The sequence below is a fragment of the Alteromonas sp. 76-1 genome (assembly GCF_900654235.1).
In the GTDB taxonomy this organism is placed as follows: Bacteria; Pseudomonadota; Gammaproteobacteria; order Enterobacterales; family Alteromonadaceae; genus Alteromonas; species Alteromonas naphthalenivorans.
The window spans coordinates 709,070-733,444 of the sequence record NZ_LR136958.1 but is presented as its reverse complement, the minus strand read 5'-3'; the positions used below and the strand labels follow the sequence as shown (position 1 = coordinate 733,444).

General features: G+C 43.8%; 21 protein-coding genes and 1 pseudogene. 7 read left to right on the top strand and 15 right to left on the bottom strand.

Annotated elements, in window-relative coordinates:
- Positions 1-247: 247 nt before the first annotated feature.
- On the bottom strand, positions 248-1,813 hold the full coding sequence (locus ALT761_RS03110; protein ID WP_013785471.1) for a SulP family inorganic anion transporter: 1,566 nt from the start codon (positions 1,811-1,813) through the stop codon (positions 248-250).
- Positions 1,814-2,140: 327 nt separating this feature from the next.
- Between ALT761_RS03110 and ALT761_RS03105 the strand changes: the two genes are divergently transcribed.
- From ALT761_RS03105 to ALT761_RS20755, 3 genes and pseudogenes are all read left to right on the top strand, one after another.
- Positions 2,141-2,425 carry a hypothetical protein gene (locus ALT761_RS03105; protein ID WP_013785472.1) on the top strand — a complete coding sequence of 95 codons (285 nt, stop codon included), beginning with the start codon at positions 2,141-2,143 and terminating at the stop codon, positions 2,423-2,425.
- A gap of 257 nt (positions 2,426-2,682) precedes the next feature.
- A pseudogene (locus tag ALT761_RS20760) lies at positions 2,683-3,494 on the top strand (nitrate- and nitrite sensing domain-containing protein); the annotation flags it as partial.
- 24 nt (positions 3,495-3,518) lie between these two features.
- A complete protein-coding gene (locus ALT761_RS20755) occupies positions 3,519-4,046 on the top strand; it encodes an ANTAR domain-containing response regulator (protein ID WP_442858139.1) in 528 nt (175 codons plus the stop codon).
- Here the strand turns inward: ALT761_RS20755 and ALT761_RS03095 are convergent.
- The 4 genes from ALT761_RS03095 to ALT761_RS03080 form a co-directional block, all read right to left on the bottom strand.
- Entirely contained in the window at positions 4,023-4,622 is a 600-nt protein-coding gene (locus ALT761_RS03095; RefSeq protein WP_129736429.1) for a nucleotidyltransferase family protein, read from the bottom strand. The two genes, ALT761_RS20755 and ALT761_RS03095, sit on opposite strands and share 24 nt — an antisense overlap.
- A gap of 75 nt (positions 4,623-4,697) precedes the next feature.
- Complete coding sequence (locus tag ALT761_RS03090; RefSeq protein WP_129736427.1) at positions 4,698-5,378, bottom strand: phosphatase PAP2 family protein; 681 nt, start codon at positions 5,376-5,378, stop codon at positions 4,698-4,700.
- A 91-nt stretch (positions 5,379-5,469) separates the two neighbouring features.
- Entirely contained in the window at positions 5,470-5,784 is a 315-nt protein-coding gene (locus ALT761_RS03085) for a BolA family protein (RefSeq protein WP_013785476.1), read from the bottom strand.
- A gap of 7 nt (positions 5,785-5,791) precedes the next feature.
- On the bottom strand, positions 5,792-6,421 hold the full coding sequence (locus ALT761_RS03080; RefSeq protein WP_129736423.1) for an alpha-ketoglutarate-dependent dioxygenase AlkB family protein: 630 nt from the start codon (positions 6,419-6,421) through the stop codon (positions 5,792-5,794).
- Between the two features lie 30 nt (positions 6,422-6,451).
- Between ALT761_RS03080 and ALT761_RS03075 the strand changes: the two genes are divergently transcribed.
- Together ALT761_RS03075 and ALT761_RS03070 are read left to right on the top strand one after the other, a co-directional pair.
- The gene (locus tag ALT761_RS03075) at positions 6,452-7,726 is read left to right on the top strand and encodes a methyltransferase (RefSeq protein ID WP_129736420.1); all 1,275 of its coding nucleotides are present in this window, start codon (positions 6,452-6,454) and stop codon (positions 7,724-7,726) included.
- Positions 7,727-7,735: 9 nt separating this feature from the next.
- Entirely contained in the window at positions 7,736-8,359 is a 624-nt protein-coding gene (locus tag ALT761_RS03070; protein WP_129736417.1) for a peptidylprolyl isomerase, read from the top strand.
- On the opposite strand, the gene ALT761_RS03065 is transcribed toward ALT761_RS03070, so the two are convergent.
- The 5 genes from ALT761_RS03065 to efp all read right to left on the bottom strand — a co-directional run bounded on the left by ALT761_RS03065 (position 8,356) and on the right by efp (position 14,063).
- Positions 8,356-8,874 (bottom strand): GNAT family N-acetyltransferase, encoded by a 519-nt coding sequence (locus tag ALT761_RS03065; protein ID WP_129736414.1) that lies wholly within the window; start codon positions 8,872-8,874, stop codon positions 8,356-8,358. The two genes, ALT761_RS03070 and ALT761_RS03065, sit on opposite strands and share 4 nt — an antisense overlap.
- The gene (locus tag ALT761_RS03060) at positions 8,862-9,623 is read right to left on the bottom strand and encodes a gamma-glutamylcyclotransferase family protein (protein WP_129736411.1); all 762 of its coding nucleotides are present in this window, start codon (positions 9,621-9,623) and stop codon (positions 8,862-8,864) included. The genes ALT761_RS03065 and ALT761_RS03060 overlap by 13 nt, the downstream gene beginning before the upstream one ends.
- Positions 9,624-9,641: 18 nt before the next feature.
- Positions 9,642-12,068, bottom strand: coding sequence for a TonB-dependent receptor (locus ALT761_RS03055; protein WP_129736409.1), 2,427 nt, complete (start codon positions 12,066-12,068; stop codon positions 9,642-9,644).
- Positions 12,069-12,319: 251 nt separating this feature from the next.
- Positions 12,320-13,288, bottom strand: coding sequence for an elongation factor P--(R)-beta-lysine ligase (gene epmA / locus ALT761_RS03050; protein ID WP_129736406.1), 969 nt, complete (start codon positions 13,286-13,288; stop codon positions 12,320-12,322).
- 205 nt (positions 13,289-13,493) lie between these two features.
- Positions 13,494-14,063: an elongation factor P gene (gene efp / locus ALT761_RS03045; RefSeq protein ID WP_013785484.1), complete on the bottom strand. Its 570-nt coding sequence runs from the start codon at positions 14,061-14,063 to the stop codon at positions 13,494-13,496.
- 36 nt (positions 14,064-14,099) lie between these two features.
- On the opposite strand from efp, the gene epmB reads away from it, so the two are divergent.
- Positions 14,100-15,125, top strand: coding sequence for an EF-P beta-lysylation protein EpmB (gene epmB / locus ALT761_RS03040; RefSeq protein ID WP_129736403.1), 1,026 nt, complete (start codon positions 14,100-14,102; stop codon positions 15,123-15,125).
- 2 nt (positions 15,126-15,127) lie between these two features.
- Here epmB and ALT761_RS03035 read toward each other — a convergent pair whose 3' ends face one another.
- A complete protein-coding gene (locus ALT761_RS03035; protein WP_013785486.1) occupies positions 15,128-15,319 on the bottom strand; it encodes a hypothetical protein in 192 nt (63 codons plus the stop codon).
- Positions 15,320-15,483: 164 nt separating this feature from the next.
- Here ALT761_RS03035 and ALT761_RS03030 point away from each other — a divergent pair, with 164 nt between their 5' ends.
- On the top strand, positions 15,484-15,798 hold the full coding sequence (locus ALT761_RS03030; RefSeq protein WP_129736400.1) for a hypothetical protein: 315 nt from the start codon (positions 15,484-15,486) through the stop codon (positions 15,796-15,798).
- Between the two features lie 111 nt (positions 15,799-15,909).
- Here the strand turns inward: ALT761_RS03030 and ALT761_RS03025 are convergent, their stop codons facing one another.
- The 4 genes from ALT761_RS03025 to ALT761_RS03010 form a co-directional block, all read right to left on the bottom strand.
- A complete protein-coding gene (locus tag ALT761_RS03025) occupies positions 15,910-17,259 on the bottom strand; it encodes a hypothetical protein (RefSeq protein WP_232043523.1) in 1,350 nt (449 codons plus the stop codon).
- A 102-nt stretch (positions 17,260-17,361) separates the two neighbouring features.
- On the bottom strand, positions 17,362-18,039 hold the full coding sequence (locus ALT761_RS03020; RefSeq protein WP_129736395.1) for an HAD family hydrolase: 678 nt from the start codon (positions 18,037-18,039) through the stop codon (positions 17,362-17,364).
- A 142-nt stretch (positions 18,040-18,181) separates the two neighbouring features.
- Positions 18,182-19,684, bottom strand: a complete 1,503-nt coding sequence (locus ALT761_RS03015; RefSeq protein WP_129736392.1) for a GAF domain-containing protein — start codon at positions 19,682-19,684, stop codon at positions 18,182-18,184.
- Positions 19,685-19,691: 7 nt separating this feature from the next.
- Entirely contained in the window at positions 19,692-24,194 is a 4,503-nt protein-coding gene (locus tag ALT761_RS03010) for a chemotaxis protein CheB (RefSeq protein ID WP_129736389.1), read from the bottom strand.
- Positions 24,195-24,375 lie beyond the last annotated feature (181 nt).

Here is a 24,375-nt window from a genome sequence, read left to right as displayed (position 1 = left end):
ATGAGCTAGGTTGCTCTAAACATACACACACAATTTTTCACACAATAAAGTATATCCAATATTAGTGCCATGTCATTACCAGGCTGTTTTATATAGATTTATTCAAAAAACAGGCTTTTCGAACCACCTTAATTTGCACCAAACAAAAGCATTTGCGATTTCATTTGGTGCATCTAAGTGCTCTATCATGCTCTCTCGTAGTGGTAATCTGCCTCAGTAGCAACACCACAGCGAAAACCAGCAGCGGTTAAGCTAGCTTATCGGTAGCAACACGATAACGTGGATCTTCATTCACGTTAATTTCTACGAACTTATCAGCTTTACGCAATAAGTTGCGACACTCATCACTAATATGACGAATATGCAGTTTTTTGCCTTGTTGTTCGTATTTATCAGCTAACGTATCTAAGGCATCTATACCTGATGAATCCCAAATTCGCGATTCTTTAAAGTCGATAACCACATGTTCTGGGTCATTGGCAATATCAAATAAGTCTTTGAAATGACTTACAGAGCCGAAGAACAGTGGCCCTTCTAAATCATAGACTTTCCAATCATCACTATCGATGTGACTTTTAACCTCAATATGGCGTGCATGCTTCCATGCAAATACCAAGGCAGAAACGATAACACCCACCACAACGGCAATCGCTAAATCAGCTATGACCGTTACCGCGGTAACTAAGAACAGAACAAAAGCGTCTTCTTTGTTTACACCACGAATAATACGGAACGATGCCCATTCAAAGGTAGCGATAACCACCACGAACATTACGCCAACTAATGCCGCTAGCGGAATCATTTCAATTAATGGTGCAGCGAAAAGGATAAAGGCAAGAAGTACCAATGCAGCAGTAATTCCTGATAAACGTCCACGACCACCAGAGTTAATGTTGATCATGCTTTGTCCAATCATGGCACAACCGCCCATGCCGCCGAAAAAGCCATTCACTGTGTTTGCCACACCCTGACCAACACATTCTTTATTGCCACGGCCGCGGGTATCTGTCATTTCATCAATAAGTGATAAGGTCAGTAATGACTCAATCAAACCAACCAAACATAAAATGATTGAAGTAGGCAGAACAATCATCACTGTTTCCCAGGTAAATGGCACCATAGGGATAGCAAACGTAGGCAACTCACCGGCAAGTGTAGCAGTGGCTTTTTGCGCTTCAGGTAATAAATCACGCACGAAATCGATGACTGTACGCGCTTCTAAATCAAGACCGTGTACCATAGCCGTTACAGTAACAATAGCCACCAAAGACGCCGGTACCGCCGTGGTTAACTTAGGCAGTAAGTAGATAATCGCCATGGTCAGTGCAACCAATCCAAGCATCCAGTACAACATGGTTCCCTGCATCCACTCCAGCTGACCAAACGCATTAACCACTTTAAACTGCCCTAGCTGAGCAAGGAAAATAACAATCGCTAAGCCGTTTACAAAGCCGAGCATAACCGGGTAAGGCACCAATCGGATGAACTTACCAAGCTTGAATATGCCGCAGAGTATTTGCAGTAGGCCGGCTAAAATAACAGCGGCAAACAGATATTGAACACCATGCTGTGCTACTAGAGCCACCATAACCACGGCCATCGCACCTGTCGCACCAGAAATCATTCCTGGACGCCCGCCAATGGCCGACGTGATAAGTCCCATCATAAAGGCGGCATACAACCCAATCATGGGCTCAACACCAGCAACAAATGCAAAAGCAACCGCTTCTGGTACCAGTGCAAGTGCAACGGTAATACCAGAAAGCACGTCATTTTTTACATTACTATCTCGATTAGTAATTAAATCAAACATGTTTTCTCAGGAGTCTAGAGGTTTTAGGGGGCGTGCGTTAACAGTACAGCTGTGAATACTGTAAATCACTGTCATACACAAATTTTGTGTGCGATTCTACCACCATTAATGCTTAAAATCTTTTAATAGAATGTTAATCGTACAGAGGATTTTAAGCTGACAAGGCTGGCTTTCCATGGCATCGTAATAAGCTTAGTTTTTTCCTAACAATTGATTCGTCGTTTATTGTCATTGACGCTCTCAGTTGTATTCACACTAATTTTTTCAATCTACATTGCTGATACTTTTGGCAATGAGGTGTATTTGACCTACCGATAAGGAGTGGAAGTGGTCCCTTATTTACTCACTATTTTATGCGTGCTAGTGGCTGGCGCTATTCATTGGGCATTTCCAAAAACCTTTTGGAAATCTACACTAATGTCTACTGCAGTCATTTTGCTATTTTCTATTGCCGCATTATTTATCTTCAAAGCATCCGGCATGCTAATGACGGAAGCCGGTGAAGACCCTGACTTTTCAGGCAAATTATTGATGATTACTGCGTTGATGTCTTTCTTCGGGCTTCTTATTTCTATTTTTGTCGGCTGGTTTCTTCGAGTTGTAAGAGCGTAGTAAGCACGTAATATCGAATATTGAAGTAGGTGCAAGGTTAAGCGCCTCTTAACTTGCACCGTTATTGAGCATAAACCGTGGTACGCGCAATACTGGTTATAGATACCTGCTCAAAAACCCACCTTCACCATCTCCCATTAAAATAAATAAACAAACAAAAACAAAAGCTTAGATAAACATATTCAAGAGTAGTACGTTAAGGCATACGCATTGCTTTTATAAAGTATTCCCTAAGTTCGCTAATTCCATAACGTATCATGCAAACAAACCATGAAATAACGGCCGCTACGCATTATAGCGATGCTACTAAGCGCTTCTTGCTTGCCGCGAAACGAGCTGAAATTACGGTGCTTGAGCAGCTATCTAGCAACTGCCGCATTGTTATTTCCGTTCGAAATATGGTGCATGCTCTGCAGCGAGAACGTGGCGCCACTAACATTTATTTAGCGTCTAAAGGCGATAGGTTTGCAGGGCAACGTGCCACCCATATTGAAGCAAGCTGTGAAGCAGAGTCGATGTTACGCAGCCAACTTAAATCACTGTATTTAACCGATAGCCATGACACGGCTAACCCTCGATTGTTAAGCAGCATTACTTTAGCCCTTCAAGGCATTGATTACCTGCCCGTACTTCGTGAACAAGCGAGAAACCTGACCCTTTCACCGTTAGATTCCACCCGCGCTTATTGCCGCTTAGTGGCAGGGTTACTTACTGTAATTTTTGAAGCGGCAGATATTGCGAGCGATCCCGTCATTACCCGCCTTTTAGTTGCACTATTTAACTTTATGCAGGGAAAAGAATATGCGGGGCAAGAACGTGCATGGGGGCTATTGGCTTTGCAGAGACGCATTTTGACAAGCGCTTGTGTGACAAGCTCAGCGCACTACAACACGCCCAGCAGCATCACTTTGCCGTGTTTAATGAATTCGCCCGCACCTGCCATAAAGAGGCTTATGAGCTTTTAGATGGCAGCCCTGCCGCACACGATATTAATCAATTACGCAAGATGATTGCACAACTTGCTGATGGCAGCCCCATTGCGGCTGAAATTAGTGAAGTCTGGTTCGATGTGGCCACACGACGTATTGATGCCATGCAAGAAATTGAAAATAAACTAACCGACAGCTTAACGAAAGAAGCGCAGACGAAAGTAAACAATGCGCATCATGAAATGAAAAACCATCAGCGGTTAATTGAAAGCTTTACCGATGAACACGCACAAGATGGCTCCCCCCTCACAATGCTATTCGACCCTAGCATGCCAGGTTTAGTGGAAGACAGTGATCTCTCATTACAACAGCATGATATGACGGGTTCGAGTAAAAACACTGATATTAGCGAACAAACACAAACCCTGTCTGCACACCGCTCATTTTACGATTTATTGCGAGGACAAGCTCAGTATATTGAAGACATGAGCCGTGAGTTAGAAGAAGCTAAACGCGCCATCACCGAGCACAAGTTGGTGGATAGAGCCAAGCTCATTCTAATGCAGCAATTTCAATTAAATGAAAATGATGCGTATCGAAAACTACAAAAGCAGGCCATGAATGAGCATAAAAAACTTACTGATATAGCCGCTACCGTGGTTGAAATATCAAATAGAGCCAACCAACGCTGAACCCAATGTAAGTTGCGGCCACGTTAGCAGCCAATTTTTTGAGTGTACCCGCTGGGTAAATACATCGGCTCTAGGGTAGCGGGGGTTTATCGAAATCGTACCGGCAAAATTACGTGATAGCCCATAGGGCGCAAGCATATCAAACTTATCGCCCTCTTCATTTGGGCAAAGCCTAATAGCTACACAGGTTTCTTGTTCTATCCAATAGCTAATCGCTTCTTCACAGTCTTTATACGCGTTGTGGCCGTGCTTCACATGCATACGCGCCTGATTCTTCACTTGCCAGTGTGCTGAAGGTACTTGCGCAGACAGCGCATTTTCTATGTGGAGCTCTGATTCTTTTGAGGTATCTGATGGGTTGTAGTAGATAACATCGATGTCGTTTAACGGCGTAGGTTTCTTAAAGCCGTGAAGCTCATCCCATATGGCATTACGTAAAAAACCCGCCGCTAAATACCCTTGGGGCAACTGTTGCGACTTTAATGCGGCCAAGCACTGCATGCGGTAGAGATCTTCGGTTAGCATGCGGCTAACCGCTAATCTGGCATCGCTTTCTGTGCTTTCTGCGTTCGTCATAATAGAAGCCATTTTTTTGTGAAAGCTAATTTTATGAGGCTAATTTGAGAAGGCCAATATATAAAAAGCTAAGGGTTATTTCGAATGATCAGAACGAATGCGTAAATTCCTTTGCCATTTAATCACATAGAAACTAAATGCGGCTATCGCCCCGCCTCCTAGCCACCCCGCTATTACGTCTGTAGGCCAATGCACACCAAGCTGCACACGACTCAGACCAATAACGAATACCAATAGCGTAGTCAGAGAGTATACCCATATTTTCAATTTAACTTTTGTAATAGAAAAGCAAAAAAGCCTCGCTATACAGAAGTAAACAAGGGTAGACATCATGGCATGAGCAGAGGGAAAACTTTGCGTTAATACGGTCACTTGATGGCCAGACAGCGGCGGCCTAGGACGGTCTATACCCGCTTTAAGCACAAAGGTAATCACTAAACCTGCAGCTACCGCCATTAATAGCGTAAGTGCTTTTTTTGGATGCCCAGTCAATTTCAAAAAACCAGCAACGGCAAGTGAAAAAAAGATAAGCACTTCATTACTGCCAAGCGCAGTGAAATTTTCAAAGAAGCGTTGAATCACTCCAGGCATATCGTCCCACACCAACATTTCAATGACGGCGTTGTCAAAAGGCGCTAATACTTCCATAGTGGCAAATAGCATTAGCAGCAAAAAGCCTCCGCCTAATAACACCACCTGTACCGTAGGTGTTTTTACTATCTGCAAATACGCGTTAACCGAACTTCTTACTTCCATGTTACGTAGCGCTCCTATTGGGGCTATAGAAAATCAAAATGAATACTTAATTAAGTTCTTAATTGAAAAATGAAACGACGATAAAAACGCGTTATGACTTACTGCCACCTAGACAGGCTGGCGATGTGAGCGCTTCGCCACCACGGGCCACCCACTCTGTTGGGGTATAAGTATGTAATGCTAGCGCATGTACGGGCCCTTTCAAGGCTTCATCGACCAACGTATTAATTTCACGATGACGAGCAATTAAACGTTTGCCTTCAAAGGCATCAGTAACGACGGTGACCTTGAAATGGCTTTGTGCACCGTCAGGCACATTATGCATAAAGCTCTCGTCTTCCACGTTCAACAACGCAGGCGAAAGCGCGCTTGTTAGGGTTGATTCTATAAATTCTTTAACATTCATATGAAAACTACTTGGTTGAAATTAAGTGCCGGAAAGTAAGGTTAATTCTACCACCGATATGTTTAGTCGTCTTAGCAATACCGTGCAGATAATTCGATTGAGTGGTTTCCCCCATGACTAATAAACTTCCGTGCTCTAATATTTGGGTAAAACGGGCACCGGTTTCTTTGTGTTTAAACACAAAAGGGCGAGACTCACCAAAAGTGACCGACGCAACCACGGGATTAGGTCCGAGTTCAGGCTCATCATCAGCATGCATACTCATGCTGTCTTGCCCATGACGATACCAGTTTGCCAGCACACTGTTGAAGGGAATATCACAAACCTCGATGCATTTATCTCGTATGACCGCCAATTCAGGGGTCCAAGGTTGTGGTGCAAGCTTAATACCCGAATATTTATAAAGACACTCAGGGTCACCGTGCCAAGCCTGCAATCTAGGCACGTCGAGGTATTTTCCATACATACGAATGGTATCTTGTCGCCACGGCAAAGTGCTTTCAAACACGCCTTGGTAGTCATTCGCTTGCTCTGAGCTAATCCATTGCGGATAATAGCGCACCTCAGCTTCTGGCAACGGTAGCGTAATGGGTGAGTTTTTCGCTGCTTTCGCATCAGTAAAAAGTGGTAATTGCATAACACCCCGATAACTTTAGACAAGAAAATAATGAATACAGAATTTTCAATGGCAGAGCGCCAGTTTACCTTAATACGCTACCCTGAAAAACATCAGCACAAAAGCCTACAAGCGTGGGACAGTGCCGATGAACTGCTTATTGAGCATGTGGAAGCGCACCTTGAAGCGCTTGCCGCATCTCGAAATGAAGCTCGAAATAAAGCCCGAAATGAAGGCCAAGACGAAAACCAAACTGAAACATCATCTACCTTGGGCCCAATACTCATTTTTAATGATGACTTTGGTACCCTTGGATGTTGGTTTACGCAGTATAATCCTATTTGGATTTCAGATTCGTATATTAGCTTGCGATCATTACAAGAAAACTTAAGGCGTAACCATTTAAAACCGATTATTGATGAGGCTGGCGCGCTAACGTCACCCGTAACCAGTTTAACCAGTGTTGAAAGCCTTACTTTCATGCCAGAGAGTGCCCCCAGCGTTATCATGCTGAAAGTACCTCGCACACTGGCGTTACTTGAACAACAGCTTATCGATATTAAACGCTATGCTGCGCCTGGTACGCATATTGTGGCGGCAGGTAAAATAAAAGCCGTGACCAAGTCGGTATCCGCCTTGTTTGAGAAAATCATTGGCCCTGCCAAAACGTCCTTGGCAAAGAAAAAATCGCGGTTGGTTTTTAGTACTCTTGATAAAAGTATTTCACCTATCCCTTCGCCTTATCCTGAAACATGGGAATGCAAAGGCGCCACAGGCCAAACATTCCTATTAAAAAACCACGCAAATGTATTTTCTCGTCAGTCATTAGATATTGGTGCTCGTTTAATGCTTGAGCATATGACGGTAAGTGCCAATGAAACGGTGGTCGATTTAGGCTGCGGCAATGGAATATTAGGCGTAAACGCTTTAGCCTTGGCAGGCGACTGCAAGGTCATATTTATTGATGAGTCTTTTATGGCTGTGGAGAGTGCGCGATTAAACGTACTTGAGAATTTCCCAGAAAAAATTGACCAGTGTGAGTTCATTGCCAGTAATTGCCTTGAAAGCTTGCTAGAAAAGCAGCAATCGCCTTGGGTAACCAAGATATTGTGCAACCCCCCTTTCCATCAACAAAACGCGATTACCGACCATATTGCATGGCAAATGTTTAACGACTCAAAACACGCGTTAGTAAAAGGTGGTCAGTTAGTGGTGGTTGGAAACAGGCATCTTGAACATCACGTTAAACTTAAACGCATGTTTGGTGGTTCAGACGTGCTGGCAAGCGACAAAAAATTTGTTATTTTGGGCACAGCTAAACGATAAGGAATGCACATGTTAAAATCGCTCATAACGGCCTTAATCTTCTCAGCTTTCGTTTTTACGTCTGCAGCAATAAGCCCTAACGCATTGGCGGCTAAAAAAGATGATGGCTCACAAATTCAGCCAGATAACTATTATCCTAGAGTTAAAATTGAAACCACCATGGGTGATATCGTGGTGGAATTAGACCGTCGCCGCGCGCCTATTACCGTGAATAACTTTTTACGTTATGTAGACAAGCGCAGTTATGAAAACACCATTTTTCATCGTATTGTGCCAGGGTTTGTAGTGCAAGGCGGCGGCTATACCACCGATTTTGATGGTAAGTCTAACTACCCTGAAATCTTCAATGAGTCGGGGAACGGTCTTACCAACGATTTACACACTATCGCCATGGCCCGACAAGATGATCCGCATACTGCAAATCGTCAGTTTTTCTTTAACGTTAATGACAACGAGACCCTAAATCCAGGTCGAGACTGGGGCTATGCGGTTTTTGGCATGATTGTAGAAGGTGAAGATATTGTAGATGCGATGTCTGAAGTGGAGACCGAGTATTCGCTAATGCTGAACACCAACAATGTACCTATTGAGCCTATAATCATTAAAAAGGTGACTGTGCTTCCACCGTTCTAACGGCTAGCGAAATCACTGTTGCGCCAGAATAGGGTTTGAACCGGTGTGGAGCTATCAATAAAGTAAGGGCCGCGTTTTTTAAAACCTAGCTGGTGTAATAGATGTTGAGAGCGCGCGTTTTCGGGGTGGGTAGAGGCGGTAATGAAATGCATATCTTCTTCCATCTCCACCCAATCAATAACCGCTTTAGTTGCTTCTAACGCTATCCCCTGTTTACGCGCACCCGGTAGCAGCGCAAAGCCTAAATCAGGGCAACTGAAAACATAGCGATTAATAAGCCCACACACACCATAAGGCGCATTGGTCTTCTTATTTCTTATTGCCAATAGGCCATATCCCCACTCACTAACCTGCGCGTTTACTCGGTCAATATAGTCAGCGGCATCTTCAACGCTCGCCACACCACGATAACCAATAAACTGCTTCCATAGCGGGTCTTGGTGCATTTCAACTATCCACAGTTTGTCAGCTTGCGTCAGTGGGCTTAATTCCAACCGTTCGGTTAGTAACAACATGAATGAGTACGCCTCTGGGTGGACTTTTTTACATTCTCTAACAACACGTCAATCTGCGCCAAATGTTGCTTAGAAATAACTGCAGCTCTTGGGTAAACAGGATTCACTCTGTCATTAATTCTAGGGTGGTTCCACCCATGAGTGTGTTCAATAAAAGCGGCGGCTTCACTTATCCCGCCATGCTCTAAACAGCCCACAAGGCAGGTATCGATGTAGGTTTGTGAAACAGGGAAGTCAGTGCTGGGGTGATGACACAGTAAAGTTTCACATAACCAGAGTTGATGATGGCTTAACGCATCGCGAAGCGCAGGAGTGAAAGAGGGTAGATTGCACAAAGAGGAACTTAAATGTTCAATTGCGCTAGCTGGCACTTCCACAAAGCGATAGTTCTTTTCTCGCGCGCGCAATGAAGGGTTTACCTCGGCAGGAATAAGCTGGGCATTTAATTGAGATGTTTTATCGGCAACGGCGCCTACATAGGTTTGTTTTTCTTGCAGGCTACGAGTAACCCATGCGCGTTTAAAACCTGAAACACGCACGGGTAAACCTTGAGTATAAATACCGGAGTGACGCTCTCGGGAATCTCGACTAAGCAAACTGCCATAACCTAGCACAATATGCTGACTTTGCTGGCTAGCTAAGGTAGCTAACCAACTGTCTTTCGCTGAATCTTTTATCGATTCATTTGCCGAGCCTTTTACCGAGTCTTTAACCGAGTTTTCTGTTGCTTTTACGTCTACCAAGCGCACCCCGTTTTCGCTGCAATATTAGAACAGCGCACGTACTCCTAGCGTAAGATTACGGCCAGGTAGTGGCGCTTGATCTTTCAAAAATGATGTATGAACGCGAGCCTCTTCGTCGGTTAAATTGTTTCCTTTTGCATAAACAATCCACTCAACGCCTTGGCCGCCAAATTCGTACTGAACACTGGCATCTAACAAAGTGTAACCATCGGTTTGTGTTTCGTAAGACGCAACGTCATCTTGGTCATCATACCAAGTTACGCCAACATCAGCACTTAGCCCATTGTTCATATAACTGATGTTACCACCAAATCGCATAGGAGGCGTACGAGGTAGGTTATCATCTTCAATTTCTGCGTTAATGTAATCGCTAAATACCGTTACGCGTACTTGCGCATTTACATCATAGTAGGCTTCGGCTTCCAGGCCCCATATATCCGCATCAGCTTGCTGGAAGTAGTAGATAGGTGTGCCTTCTTCTTCATGGCCTTCCTCTTCTTCCTCGTGATCTTCGTGCTCTTCAGTTATTGCCAATAACCCTGTATTTGTTTGATAAATATAATCATCTGCTTGGTTATAAAACAATGAAACCGTATAGCCCCAATCGCCAGTGAATTTACGGAAAGTAACATCGATATTGGTGCTAACTTCTTTTTCTACGTCTTTTAAGTCTTCTTCAATATGACCGTCTTCATCCAAATCAAAAACCAAACCTAGCTCGTAGCTTTGTGTGGCCAAATGCTGACCTGCAGAAAACAGCTCTTGTTGGCTAGGCGCACGTTCACTACGTGAAAGTGTAGTGGCAATTGAGCGACCTTCTGCATATTCCCAGTTTAAACCAGCAGATAAAGACGTACTGGTGAAGTCATACTTGTTGAAGCTATATGACGTGACTTGCTCTTCATGTTCTTCGTGATCCTCTTCTTCTTCATGCTCTTCTTCATCAGCATGGGTCACTTCGAGAGATAATTCACTATCATCAGCATCGTATTCGGTGTATTCAACACGACCACCTAATTCGAAGGTCACATCACCCACGACTTTTTGCTCTACAAGGTAAACTGCATAGTTAGAAGACGTATTTGCAGGGGTAAAGGCTTCTTCACCCTCTGCTTCATAATCACTGTGTTGGAATTGAACACCTAGCACACCATGCCAGCCATCCACTTCTTCGTGAGAAACTGAAGCGCGAATATCGCTAGATTTATTGGTGAAGATAGTCCCTTGCTCGCCATCTTCAATTTCCACGTGTTCGTAATCGGTATAAGCCGCAGCAAACTTAGCATTGGTTAACCCTTTGATAGGTGAATGCCATTCACCTGCCGCTTGATAACGTGTCATGTCTACGTCAATCAATACGCCTTCTTCTTCGTGCAACTCTTCATCATGATCTTCGTCGTCGTGATCTTCATCATCGTGGTCTTCTTCATGTTCGTGACTGTGACCAGGCACGCCATAACGGTTATCAAGTTGCTCTACCGCAAAGCCAAAGTAACCTTCCTCACCAATATAAGACAAGCCAGCCGTTATATCGCTGGTTTCCATCGCTGTGCTTTCTAATACACCGTATGCTTCGTCTTCATCAGGCTCTACTGAGGCATAACCAGGAATATCAGTGTCATCTGTGTTACGAGAATAACCATCGATATGCCATGCAAAGTTACCGCTGCCACCAGTGACATCACCGCGAGCGTATTTACCGTTATCTACTGTGCTGTAGCTAACTTCAGCCTCGCCTTCAACACCGTCCATTTGGTGTTGCACAATACGCTTATCAACAATATTCACCACACCGCCAATGGCGCCGCTGCCATATTGTAATGTTGCAGGGCCGCGAAGCACTTCTACTTGTGTGGCACTTACCAAGTTGCTCGTGACGTTGTGATCAGGACCAACACGAGATACATCAGAAACATCCAATCCGTTTTGTACAATTTTAACCCGTGGGCCATCGTTACCTCGAATAATCGGGCTACTTGAAACCGGACCAAAGTAAGTGCTTTGTACCCCAGGCGTGTTCTTTAACGTTTCACCTAATGTAGGCGCTTCAATACGTCTAAGACGCTCTGCACCAATAACAGTAACAGGCGTTACAGACTCAAGTACTGAAGATTGTAATGCGGTAGCCGTCACAACAATATTCTCAACTGACGAAGGGGTAAGTGAAAAATCAACGGTTTTATCACCGACGATTTCACCAAGGTCGTTATCACCATGAATATATTGGCTTGAAAATACGTGAAGATGCACATGAGTTTGCTTAACATCGCTAAAACGGTAAACACCATTTTCATCGGTGGTAACGACTCGGCGCGTACCTTCAATGCTAACCTCGGCACCTTCAACTGGCTGACCTGACACATCGGTAACTTTACCGCTGATTACAGTCGCAAAGGATGGAGACGAGAGTAGACCTGCTATCGTAAGACTTAGCAGTGAACGCATTTTCATAACGGTTTCCCTAACAAATTTTTATTCATTTTGACCGTTTGCATGGTCATTTTTGTGATGTTATAACATTTTGTAGGTTGGGGCGTTTATTGTCAATGGCAACTTGTCTACGATTTGACTTCATTCAACGACAAGATTATTTAAGTAAGTCACTGTTTGGTGAAAACAACGCTCTGATTTGAGCTGCTACAATTACTATCTTGGGCTGGAAACAGGTAATAGGAAGGAAGCGTTACGAGCAAAGTAAGAACCTAGGCTCTACTCACTGGAAAGTTAAGCACCTCTTGAATATGCGACGCCCCTATTTTAAGCATTAACAACCGATCTATACCTAGCGCTACCCCTGCGCACTGTGGCAAGCCGCTTTTCAGTGCTGACAAAAATCGCGTATCAATAGGCTTTTCAACCTGGCCATTTTTACGACGCTTCTCATTGTCTTGCTCGAAACGTAGCTGTTGTTCTGAAGCATCGCTGAGTTCATGAAATCCGTTCGCTAACTCTGCCCCTTTAAAATACACTTCAAACCTGTCGGCAGTACGTGAGTCTTGTGTATTAATACGGGCAAGCGATGCTTGTGAAGCAGGAAAACCAAACACAAAACACGGCCGCTCTTGACCAATAACGGGCTCAATCTCCATTGCAAAAAGCAATTGTAGCTTACTGTCTTTATCAAGTTGTTCAGGGCTTGATATATCAATGTTGCAGTCAGCCATTTTAGCCAAAAGCATCTCATCAGTAGCGGTGAGCGGGTCTATGCCCAAACGAAATTTGAACACATCTTGATAACTGATTATCTCGCCAGCATCTGTGCCTAGGGTTTCTATTAATAACGCATCAACTTCCTGCATAAGGGCGTGATGATTGAACCCCGGTCGATACCATTCCAGCATGGTGAATTCAGGGTTATGCCAACGCCCTTCCCCTTCATGTCGAAATGCTTTGCAGATTTGATAAATAGCACCACTTTGGTCGCACAACAGGCGTTTCATAGCAAATTCAGGAGACGTTTGTAGATAAAGGTCTACCGGTGCGCCACCCTGCGAATGATTGAACGCGGTAAGGAATGCATCAAGATGTTCATCGGTTACCGTGCCGCTGGACAACAATGGTGTTTCTACTTCTAGCACATCTCGGGTATAGAAAAAGTGCCTAATGCTACGCAGTAAATTAGCTCGTGCAATTCGAGAATCATGCGATGAGGTTGGTTGCCAGTCGTTCATGAACAGAGGTGTCTTTGATTATTGATAAGGATGATGACAAATACGATAAACAGCTTCGGGGATTATCGATTGGTAAGCTTTATTTGGCGAATAACGCATAGGGTAAAATGCGTATCGATAAGCGAGTTACCGATGCCAAATACGGCATCGGCTAACTGCAGCTGTTTCTTATTTCTTACTTACTTTTCTTACTTACTTTTGTTACTTACTTTTGCGCGCGAGACGCATACTCACCAGAGCGAGTATCTACTTTAATCACTTCACCGGTTTGCACAAACAAAGGAACACGCACTACTGCGCCCGTTGTTAGTGTAGCTGGCTTACCACCTGTACCCGCTGTATCGCCTTTAAGGCCTGGGTCAGTTTCAGTAATTTCTAGTTCAACGAAGTTGGGTGGTGTTACTGTAATTGGCGTACCGTTCCACAAGGTAATAACGCACACATCGTTTTCTACCAACCACTTAACACTATCGCCTACTGCTTTTTCGTCAGCCGCGATTTGTTCGAATGTTTCGTTGTTCATAAAGTGGTAGAATTCGCCGTCGGTGTACAAGTAAGCAAGTTCAGTGTCTAAAACATCTGCGCCTTCTACTGACTCACCAGAGCGGAAAGTTTTTTCTAAAACTTTACCTGAAATAAGTTTACGAATTTTAACGCGGTTAAATGCCTGACCCTTGCCCGGCTTCACGTATTCGTTTTCTAAAATGTTACAAGGTTCACCGTCCAGCATGATTTTCAGGCCGGCTTTGAACTCGTTAGTGCTGTAATTAGCCATAATTCCTCTGTCTAAACATAAGGTACAAAAAATTTCGTGGAACAAATAATACCTAAAAAAGCGATTTCTGTAGAGCATAACTGGCAAAAAGAATTAGCTAATAGCTTTACCAGCCCTGAAAAGCTGTTGTCTTTTTTAGATTTACCCAGCAAAGACTACGAACAAGACAGTAAAGCACGACGCCTTTTTCCTATGCGTGTTCCTCGGCACTTTGCCTCGTTAATGGAAAAAGGAAACCCCAACGACCCGCTTTTTTTGCAAGTGATGCCACTTAAACAAGAGTTTAGTATTGAACCGGGTTACACGAAAGACCCATTAGAAGAACACGAAACTGCTGGTAAAGGTTTGCTACATAAGTACGACTCTCGCGTATTATTAATGGTACGTACCGGGTGTGCGGTTAATTGCCGTTATTGTTTTCGCAGACACTTTCCATATGCCGATAACGCGGTGAATAAAGCCCAGTGGCAAGAGGCATTAGATTACATTGCTGGCAACCCTGCCATTAACGAAGTGATTTTTTCAGGCGGCGATCCGCTAATGGCAAAAGATGATCACCTGGCCGCATTAGCAAAAGAAATCGCCACAATACCGCATATTAAACGACTTCGTATTCATACCCGTTTACCGGTTGTACTACCCGAACGCCTCGACAATGCTTTTTTTGACTGGTTTACTCAGCTGCCTATTCAAAAAATACTCGTATTGCATGTTAATCATTCAAATGAAGTATCACCAGCGCTTAAGAGCCGCTTAGAAAAATTGCGCACTCACGGGGTTACCTTGTTAAACCAATCGGTGTTGCTAAAAGATGTAAATGACTCAGCGGATGCACTGTGTGAATTAAGTGAGCGGTTATTTGATGCAGGGGTTCTGCCCTACTATTTACATGTACTTGATAAAGTAGAAGGGGCAAGTCACTTTTATGTTAGTGACGACATGGCAAGACAGATTATGCAAGAAGCGATAAAGCGCCTACCAGGTTTCCTTGTGCCTAAACTCGTTAGAGAGATAGGCGCTCAGCCTGGCAAAACGCCCATCGACTTACATTTACATCCCTAACCTTAAGCGAAAGTATCTATATTTGCGCCTACAGCTGGATTAGAAGATGTTGATTTTGGTACGTCAGCTGAATTTTCTAATAGCTGAAGCGCCGCTTTTCCTTCTTGCTCTTGTTGACCCTTGGCCAACTTAAGTGAAGCGAGTTCAAGTGACGCACCGGACGTTCCAGAGGCACTAGCACCTTGTAGATCCATACCGTTTTCCTTTGTTGCTTGAAGCAAAGTAAAAAAATAGGCAAAATTGCCCACCTTCGAGGTTATCGGCTCGACATGCTGAAACTTTAATCTAATTTTACACTGCTTTTTTCAGGCGACTTTTGTGAGACGTCTTTTATGGGGCTTCTTTTACAGGAAAAGATATGCAAGCTATTCACCAACAACTACAAGATACTATCCAGGCCCTTTACCGTAAGGCGGTGGATGCAGATCAGGCATTGGATCGTTTGCAAAAAGACAGTCAAGGTAAGTTTGCCGCCATATTTGCAGAAGATAGCCCGTTCACTACACAAGCAAAACGCTTCGGCCCATATGTAGAGGAAATTGCATTAGATTGGCAAGCGCTTAAAGACATGACAGAAGAAGAAGCGAAGGCAGCGCTACCTTCTTTGATTAAAAAGATTGAATTGGCACTCACTACCGTCTCTCAATTTCAGCAGTCACTGGCAGGTAAATAGTCGCGCTTTTTAACCTACAAATACCATTAACCTATAAATTTCCATGCTACCTTAACTCGATTTAGGTAGCATGGCTTGCTAGATTTAGGCTCAAAGTGCTAGCGCACGCTATTAGTGCTCCCCGACATCACCCGCTTCAATTTGATTTATTAAATTCCCCTCAGCATGCGCCTTTTGATACATGGGCACTTGTTTGATAAGGCGTTTAATCTCAGCCACTTCATTCAAATAAGCTTCACTGTCTACACGCCCATACTTTTCGGTAAATGCTTGCTTACTTAAGCCTTCAGGGAAGGCTTTAATCGCTGGAACAATATCGTTATCAGATTGAATTCGTGCCACAGCATTTTGTGTACTTTCGGCATGCTCAGGCATGGTCGCCACTCGGGCAAATTGTGAGCCCGACATATCAGCACCTAAATCAACAAAGCTGTAGCCTGAACCACCTGCTCCTCTGTCCATTAACTCTTTAAATTCACCAATTGCCCACGACATATCCTGCTCGGCAAGTAACTCAAGGGCAGCGGAAATAATAAAATGGCGGGCTAAGTCGTTACGCGCTAATAAAATAGCCGGGGCTCGGGGCTTTAATGCTTTTGTTGGGTCGGGCTGTAAATCGCCCACTAGGCTACCAATACGATAGTGCCCCACATACGCAGCAAGGGCCAATATCACCGCTTTATTATGTAGCGCTGCCTCGTGGGGAGAATGGCTTTGCTCTCTTGCGCGAGCCATGCCTTCTCGTAAGTACTCAATAAGAGGCACTGGTTGCTTTGATAGCGCTAAATCTCGCCCTGAGATGTAACGCAAATAATAAGCAGCAAGGGTTTGAAGCTCTGTTTCTTCTTGAACGCCCATATTGTTAGACACCACGGTAAGCTCTTCTAATAAAGAGGCCAGTGGCGCAGTATGTAAGGACACTTCACCGCGGCGCATCGTCACTTTTTCAACACGGGTCAGTGCAATAGTGGCAATCTCGGACTTAGTCCAATAATTTATACCCTTTTCAGCAAACGAGAGCATGAGAGGCCCAGACAAAGACAAGTCTCCCACACTAATATAATCAATTTGCAGGCTATCGCCGGGTAAAATTAACGCTGATACATTGAAATATAAATCAACACTGCTGGGTGAAAAGGTAAAGGTAATCGTACTGCCCACTTCTGTTACGTTCACGACGCCACTAAAATTAGGCACGGCCCGCTGCAATACGCCCACTAAGCTTTCTATTTGGGTTTCGGTTAAATGAATAACGTGGTTAGAACTTCGCTGAGTGAACGCATTTTGTAACTGAGACAGCAAGTCGTTAACGCTATCTGCGCCATCTAATTGGTTTGGTGCACTAGACACCACCAACGGCGAACGCTGAACCACAGCTACGCTTACCCCAATCAATACGACAAAGGTCACCACGAATAAAACAACGAAAACACCAAGAATCCAACGGGCCATTCTTATCATGATTTAATCACTTCCCAAACACCATGCATACATACCACCAAGACCTTACCTAAACGCTACGTTGTGAAGAGTAGAAATAGTAGCTAAATCTAGTGTTTATGACTAGCGACCTGTGATCTCTTGTTCCACCCATAATTGTAAGCTTTCGTAACGGGAGGTGGCCTGGGTGAAATCGTGGGTAGCCGATTGCGTAGTAGGGATCACCACACACGCTAACTCAGCCGACAACGCTGATTGCATGCCAGTATACGTATCTTCTATGGCAATACACTCGCCAGGCGATACGCCCAGCTTCTCCATGGCTAGCTGGTAGCAATCGGGGGCAGGCTTACTGTAAGTGACATCTTCTACCGCCACCACACATGAAATGTATTGCGCTAGGCCATAATTAGTCAGCGTTTTTTCAACGGATAATGTACTCCCCCCCGTCACTATCCCTATGGTGAACCCTGCATCTGCGCACGCCTTTATGGTTTCAGCAGCGTGCGGCATAAGTGGAAAAGCTTGCTGTGAAAGATACGCTTCAACTTTGTCGTGTTTCTTTTTGGCCAGCTGCTCAGGTTCTACGTCTAATGAAAAATGCTCAACAACATCTTTCGCATTTTGTTTCACGGGTATACCCGCCATTACCTTGCAGTAAAACTCATCTGTTAACTCTGCACCATAACTGGCCACTATTTCTCGCCACAGTGTAAAGTGGACGCGCTCTGAATTAATCAAGGTTCCATCGTGATCAAACAATAGCGTGGTAGTGTTATTTAAAACGGAAGAATTTGCCATCGGTTCACCTCGAATATGAATAAATGTTAAAACGATTTTCCAACTACTTGCGTGAATGATTGTTAAAACATGCAGTGGTAACTGTACTTGAAAAAAAGAACCTCCAATCAGGAGGTTCTAGATAGACTGTCAGACTAAATACCTATCGTGTTAGCGTTCGAATTAACGATGCCCGCAGCTTTTTGGAAAACAAAATATCTCGTTTAGTCCACGGTAAGCTTTGCTCACCATCAACTTCGCTCCACCGCTCAAAAGACGCTCGGGGCGAAAGCATGCCTTGTTCGTCTACCTCTTTTTCCGGCTTGCCGGCCCAATAGGTTATCTGCGCTTCGGGCTGTCGAAAGATATACAATCTCGCTCGGGCTAATTCATAGTTCATACGAATTAGCATCACGCCTCTGACATTTTCTGAGTCTAATGCCTCTAACCCAGCATACTGACGAATATCTTGGGTGTGCAGGATGACATCAGACGTGTCCGACTGAAAGGCTTTATCGATACGTTTTAGTTGACCAATGTCACAGCCATTATCATCACTAATATACCACTTCCCATTTATAAAAATGGCAGCCCCGCACGCGGTGAAATCTCGTTTTACGTCTTCTAAAAACGCTTGAGTTGCTTCGGCATCTTTTAAGCGAAGCTTATGCGTAATTACCCCAACTTTCTCATCCAATGACGTGAGCAATTGCAGGCGCTTTTTCGATTTGTGCGTGGAATACACCATAGAGAAATACTTCACCAGCATTTCCGCTTGATGGCGCAATTGCGCATCTATGTGCGATTCGGTGCTATTGTGACACGACACTAAGCCCCACAATTTACCGGTTTGAATGATGGGAATAGAAAATGACGTAGCCACGCCCATGTTTTGCATGTATTTGGCATGAATAGGCGACACACTGCGTAAATCTGAATACGTTAGGTTTAGCGGTTGCTCCGCTTGATTCAAAAAGTCAGCGGGCGGTAAGGCACTGCTGGCAATATATCGCGAAGGATTTTCAAAATACATTTGGCGGGCAATAGCAGGTATGTCCGATGCTGGAAATTTTAATCCAAGGTACTTTGGCGCCCCTTCAATCACCTTTTCAGCCACTACTTCGCCGCTCCAAAGTTCATTAAAGCGATAAAGCAATATACGTTCACAGGGTAAAAACTCATCAAGTGTTGAGATAAGTTGCTTCCAGAAATCTTCATCTTCCCAGTGCTGTTCAATAGTTGGAAGTATTGAAGATCGTAATTGTAGATATTGACGCTGAGAGACATTCGTTATGCTTGATTCAATCTCAATCAGAATACCTTCTTCACTGCGATGGCTTCTGAAATTCAATACCTTATCATTAAACGGCTCGTTAAAAGCATAGGCCCTATCGCCAGTCTTTGAGCCTAAATTATAAAGTAAACTTAACGGCAACCAATCGAGTGACTTTACTGGGCAGCCCACCAGTTCAGAGGGCGATAGGTGAATAAGACTGGCCAAATTACTGCTAGCGGCAGTGACCTGCAAAGATTCACTATCGATAAAGAACGCACCGCCAAACTGCTGAACCTTGCCACTTAAATGCAAAGCCTCTTTTTCACAATTCTCAACCAAGGCGTCCATCTCAGCATTGTGTTTATTACGGGTTGTCGTATCAGGGTTCATAATCTCATTAACTAATTTGTTTATTAAGCTCTGCGCATGTAAGCATAGGCGAAAGAACAAGCCCCTGTACTACATCGCACCCGATATCCCGTAAGTAATCGAGTTGCTGCTGAGTTTCAACTTTATCTGCGATGATTTTAAGGCCTAGTGCTTTTCCTGCATTAACTAAAGCTTGAATAAGTTTGTTTGAATTATTGCTATCGCTAACATCGGCCAATAATCGGCTGGATAGCTTAATTTCACTCGCTCCGCTTTGTTGAAGCTGTGATATTGCACTGTTGTACAGGCCATAGTCATCAATGCTAATCACGCTGCCCATCGTAGCCAATGTTTTCAGCCGATGGTAAATTCGCTCTTCACCACTTTCAATATCTTTTTCAGATACTTCGAATTTAAATAGACCCGGGGTAAGTTCATAACGCTCTAATACTGCCACAAAGTTTTTAATAAAATCAGATGTAAGCAACTGTGCACCAGATAGATTAACGGCTATAGCAGGCAGTTCGTTCCCAAACTGAATATATTGAGCAATTTCTCGCGCAACCAACTCAACCGCATGAAAGCCGATTGCTTCAATCAGTTTTCCGCGCTCGGCAATATTAATAAATGTCTCAGCGTTAAGTACTTCACCGTCGCTATTTTTATAACGCAGTAGTGCCTCGGCGCCAACTATGGCGTTCGACGTAGACTCAAACTGAGGTTGGTACACCATTGAAAACTGTTTACCATCTAATGCTACTTTAAGCTGTTTTTCGACTTCTAAACGGGCTAATGCCTGCTCTTTCATCTTCGCGGTAAAGTACTGATATTGATTGCGACCAGAAGATTTCGCTAAATACATGGCTTCATCTGCGTGCTGCAAGAGTATTTCTGAGCTGATCCCATCTGCAGGGTAAACGGCAATACCGATGCTCGCAGAAACCGAAATAGAATGGGTAGATACATCAAACTCGTTTTGAACCTGACTAATGATACGCTTTGCAATATCATCAATTTCGTCAATGTGAGAGGCCGATATTAAGGCTACAAATTCATCACCGCCAATTCTCGCCAACATATCTGTGTCGCGTATACATTGTTGTAGTCGCTTAGTAACCTGTTTTAGGAGCAAGTCACCCACCTTATGACCTAAGTTGTCGTTAACCGGCTTAAAGTTATCTAAGTCAACAAAGAGTACACCGCATAATTGCTTGCTGCGCTTCGCCCCACTAATCATGAGTTCAAGGCGTTCAAGTAACACGGTTCTATTGGGTAGCCCTGTCAGCTCATCATGGGTAGCAAGATATTCAATGCGGCGCTGCATATTTTTTATCTCATCAATATTGCTGTAGGCCGCAACATAATTAACAATGTCGCCATTTGCGTCTTTTACCGCATTATATGAAAGCCACATTTTCACATGACTACCATCTTTCACTTTGTTAATGACTTCGCCTTGCCAAAACCCTCTCTCTGTCAACGACGCATCCATTGCTGCAAAAAAGTCTTTTGAATGCTCACCCGACTCTAACAGGTCTGGTTTTTTGCCAATCAACTCTTGCTGAGAAAAGCCTGTTAATTCAGCAAATGTCTCGTTAGTGGTAAGAATGCGCTGATTGGCATCAGTAACAAGAATAGCTTCACTGGTACGCTCAAATATCTTGCCAGCTAAACGCAATTGTTCATTGGCATGAAGCTCTTTTGAAATATCTGTTGCTTGGGTACAAATTGACTTTATGGTGCCTTCGGCATCAAAAATAGGGAATCGCACACTTTTGATAATAACTTTACCGGCCCGCAAGGTGAACTCATCAAGGGTTTCTACCGGTGACAAAGTACGCATTGTGTCTAAGTCTTTTTCACGGAACTGACGGGCAGTATCACGCTCAAAAATTTGAAGATCAGTTTTGCCAATCACATCTTGCGCGGTTACGCCAAAGACTTCTTCAAACCGAGCGTTCACAAACTCATATCGACCCGCATTATCTTTAAGTGCAATTAACGCCAACGAGTTATTCATAATAGATAAAAGCTGCTCTTGGCTTTTTTCAATTCGTTCGTGGGCAATGACCAATTCTGAGTTATCAATAATAACTAGAATAGCCCCAGTGATGCGCTCTCGACTGTTTAGAATTGGCGTAATGAATACATTGTAAGTTTCTTGGCTTGATGGCTTGATCACCATGCTCGTGTTTACCCCATTACGCAGGGTTTTACTTAAGCGCTTTTCAATGTCTTCAAAATAGTCGGGGAAATTAAGCGAGTACATCGGCTTTTTAAACGAGCCATTATTTAAATGAAAACGTCGATTGGCTGCGTCATTGGTTCGACTTAAGCAGGTATCGGTATCAAAGACCAAGATTGGAAAATCTAACGTGTTGTAAACGCTCATCAACTCACTGTTTATCGCACCTAAATCAGCAGACTTACGCATGCTTTCTTCGTTAACGCTAATCAGTTCTTCATTGGTAGCCTGAAGCTCCTCGTTGGTAGCTTCCAGTTCTTCGTTATTCGCTTGTAGCTCTTCATTAGCGGCCTGCACTTCTTCATTTAGTGCCTGCATTTCTTCTGCAGAGGCAGCCATTTCTTCGGTAAGTGTCTGTAGTTGCTCTCGGGCCGCAATCAGCTCAGCAACATCAGCTTCATTGGTTGCCACCGCGTCTTTAGGCTCAGCATCAATGATGGCCTCGTCTTCGTAAAAATTAACCAAGTAGTGTTGAGGATTTTGGTTCTCTAGCGGCAGTACCCGTAATTTCCATAATTGACTGTCATCGTCACCTAGTCGCTTCGCGCGGCTTGTCGCTATTTCACCAGTACGACTTGCCTTATTAACGCAAGAAATTAAGTCTGCGGCAAAAGGCGCAGCAATCAGTTTCGATAAGTTAAGGTCGGGCACCCCAGATGGAAAGGTAATAAAGCGCTGTAAGTTGCCATGAGAGTGCAAGATGGCAAATCTCTCGCTTATTAGTAAACTTGGGCCAAAACTATTCAGCACCGAACGGGTAAAGATATTTTCGTAGCTATTAGTGATAGCCGTTTTCGTTTTGGTGATATCTACATGGCTTTTTAACATTTTCGGCAGTGCAGGAGGCTTAGATGCCTCGCTCACTTTAAAAATTCTACTGCGCCTATCAAGGGCAACAAACATATCTTCTGTCGAGCCAATCGATTCAGACTTACCTAAAAAGAGAATACCTTCTTTGGTTAACGAATAACGAAACAGTGATAGAACCCGCTGCTGCAAATCGCTGTTAAAGTAGATAAGTACATTTCTAAACGACACCATATCAAGGTGTAAGAACGGCGGATCCCGCGTGATATCCTGACGCGAAAAAGTAATTACATCGCGCAGCAATTTTTGCGGGTAATACGCATTGTCTGCATATCGAAAGTATTTATCGGTTAAATCCGATGAAAGGCTTGCAATAGCTTGAACAGAATAGGCACCTTTACGAGCAACTGAGAGTGCATGTTCGTCGATATCAGTCGCAAATACCTGCAAGTTGGCATCAATACCCTGTTTTTCAATGGCTTCAAGAAACAAGATGGCTAATGAATATGCCTCTTCACCTGTAGCACATCCTGCGACCCATAATCGAATAGCGTCGCCGCTATTTTTATTTTCTACAATGCTTTCAATGTGTGTTTTGATAGCCTTAAATGCAGTGCTGTCTCTGAAGAAGTCTGTAACTGAAATTAAAAGCTCTTTTGACAACGCAATAACTTCATCGGCGTTATTATCTAAATAAGCCAGATAAGACGGCAAATCTTCAGTTTGTGTGGCAATTAAACGGCGATTCACTCTGCGCAATAAGGTCGACTGTTTATAGAAACTGAAGTCAATTTTAGTCGCAACCCTTATTTTCCCGTACAGTTCGCTCATCAGCTCACTTCGGCTATCTTCTTGCACCGCTAAAAAATTACGGGCAATGTTTTGCGTAATATGTGCAATTTCTTGCCCCATTTCTTGGGGTTCAAGAATTGAGTCCACAGCCACATTATCAAGAGCCGCTTTGGGCATGCCATCATATTTTGCTGATGCAGGGTCTTGTACAAAAGCAAACCCGCCGACGCCTTTAATAGCCTTAAGCCCTCTGGCACCATCACCGCCAGTACCCGATAAGACAACGCCAATCGCATGATCGCCAATTTCATCGGCTAACGATTCGAACAAGAGATTAACAGAGGGCTTAGGCGATAGTTCATCTGGTGATTTATCGAGGTGTAAATACCCCTCTTTATATTTGAGGTGGTAACCCGGTGGGCCTACATAAATGGTGTTCGCTTTAATTTTGCAATGCGGTGTAGCCTCAATGACAGGGTATTCCGTTTCTCGCGCCAATATTTCCGTCATTTGGCTTTTATGAGTAGGAGATAAATGCTGAGCAATAATAAAAGACGCATTAATGGCTTTTGGTAATTCGCTTACCAGGTTAATTAACGCTTCTATTCCACCCGCTGAAGAGCCAACGCCAACAATAAAAGGAGCTATCTCAGGTTTAGTCACCCGCGATGACGGTAAAGATTCCATACTACATTTAGCTCCATTTGAGTTAACTGAATGCCAATGCGAACATTCAGTATTTGCGGCATCTTCACCGCATCTAATATGCTTACTATACCAGTAATCAGCACTTCATAAGTATACTAAAGTCTAATATTATTACGTTAAATAAAACGTGTTATGCGCCTAAAAGGTTCAATATTCCCCA

Excerpts from the sequence above, each read along its gene's own strand:
- ALT761_RS03055 (WP_129736409.1), bottom strand. The coding sequence starts at position 12,068 with ATGAAAATGCGTTCACTGCTAAGTCTTACGATAGCAGGTCTACTCTCG.
- efp (WP_013785484.1), bottom strand. The coding sequence starts at position 14,063 with ATGGCTAATTACAGCACTAACGAGTTCAAAGCCGGCCTGAAAATCATG.
- ALT761_RS03085 (WP_013785476.1), bottom strand. The coding sequence starts at position 5,784 with ATGAATGTTAAAGAATTTATAGAATCAACCCTAACAAGCGCGCTTTCG.
- ALT761_RS03095 (WP_129736429.1), bottom strand. The coding sequence starts at position 4,622 with ATGACGAACGCAGAAAGCACAGAAAGCGATGCCAGATTAGCGGTTAGC.
- ALT761_RS03035 (WP_013785486.1), bottom strand. The coding sequence starts at position 15,319 with ATGGATCTACAAGGTGCTAGTGCCTCTGGAACGTCCGGTGCGTCACTT.
- ALT761_RS03030 (WP_129736400.1), top strand. The coding sequence starts at position 15,484 with ATGCAAGCTATTCACCAACAACTACAAGATACTATCCAGGCCCTTTAC.
- ALT761_RS03015 (WP_129736392.1), bottom strand. The coding sequence starts at position 19,684 with ATGAACCCTGATACGACAACCCGTAATAAACACAATGCTGAGATGGAC.
- ALT761_RS03070 (WP_129736417.1), top strand. The coding sequence starts at position 7,736 with ATGTTAAAATCGCTCATAACGGCCTTAATCTTCTCAGCTTTCGTTTTT.
- ALT761_RS03065 (WP_129736414.1), bottom strand. The coding sequence starts at position 8,874 with ATGTTGTTACTAACCGAACGGTTGGAATTAAGCCCACTGACGCAAGCT.
- ALT761_RS03080 (WP_129736423.1), bottom strand. The coding sequence starts at position 6,421 with ATGCAATTACCACTTTTTACTGATGCGAAAGCAGCGAAAAACTCACCC.
- epmA (WP_129736406.1), bottom strand. The coding sequence starts at position 13,288 with ATGAACGACTGGCAACCAACCTCATCGCATGATTCTCGAATTGCACGA.
- ALT761_RS03075 (WP_129736420.1), top strand. The coding sequence starts at position 6,452 with ATGAATACAGAATTTTCAATGGCAGAGCGCCAGTTTACCTTAATACGC.
- ALT761_RS03090 (WP_129736427.1), bottom strand. The coding sequence starts at position 5,378 with ATGGAAGTAAGAAGTTCGGTTAACGCGTATTTGCAGATAGTAAAAACA.
- ALT761_RS03010 (WP_129736389.1), bottom strand. The coding sequence starts at position 24,194 with ATGGAATCTTTACCGTCATCGCGGGTGACTAAACCTGAGATAGCTCCT.
- ALT761_RS03025 (WP_232043523.1), bottom strand. The coding sequence starts at position 17,259 with ATGATAAGAATGGCCCGTTGGATTCTTGGTGTTTTCGTTGTTTTATTC.
- ALT761_RS03020 (WP_129736395.1), bottom strand. The coding sequence starts at position 18,039 with ATGGCAAATTCTTCCGTTTTAAATAACACTACCACGCTATTGTTTGAT.
- ALT761_RS20755 (WP_442858139.1), top strand. The coding sequence starts at position 3,519 with ATGCAAGAAATTGAAAATAAACTAACCGACAGCTTAACGAAAGAAGCG.
- ALT761_RS03110 (WP_013785471.1), bottom strand. The coding sequence starts at position 1,813 with ATGTTTGATTTAATTACTAATCGAGATAGTAATGTAAAAAATGACGTG.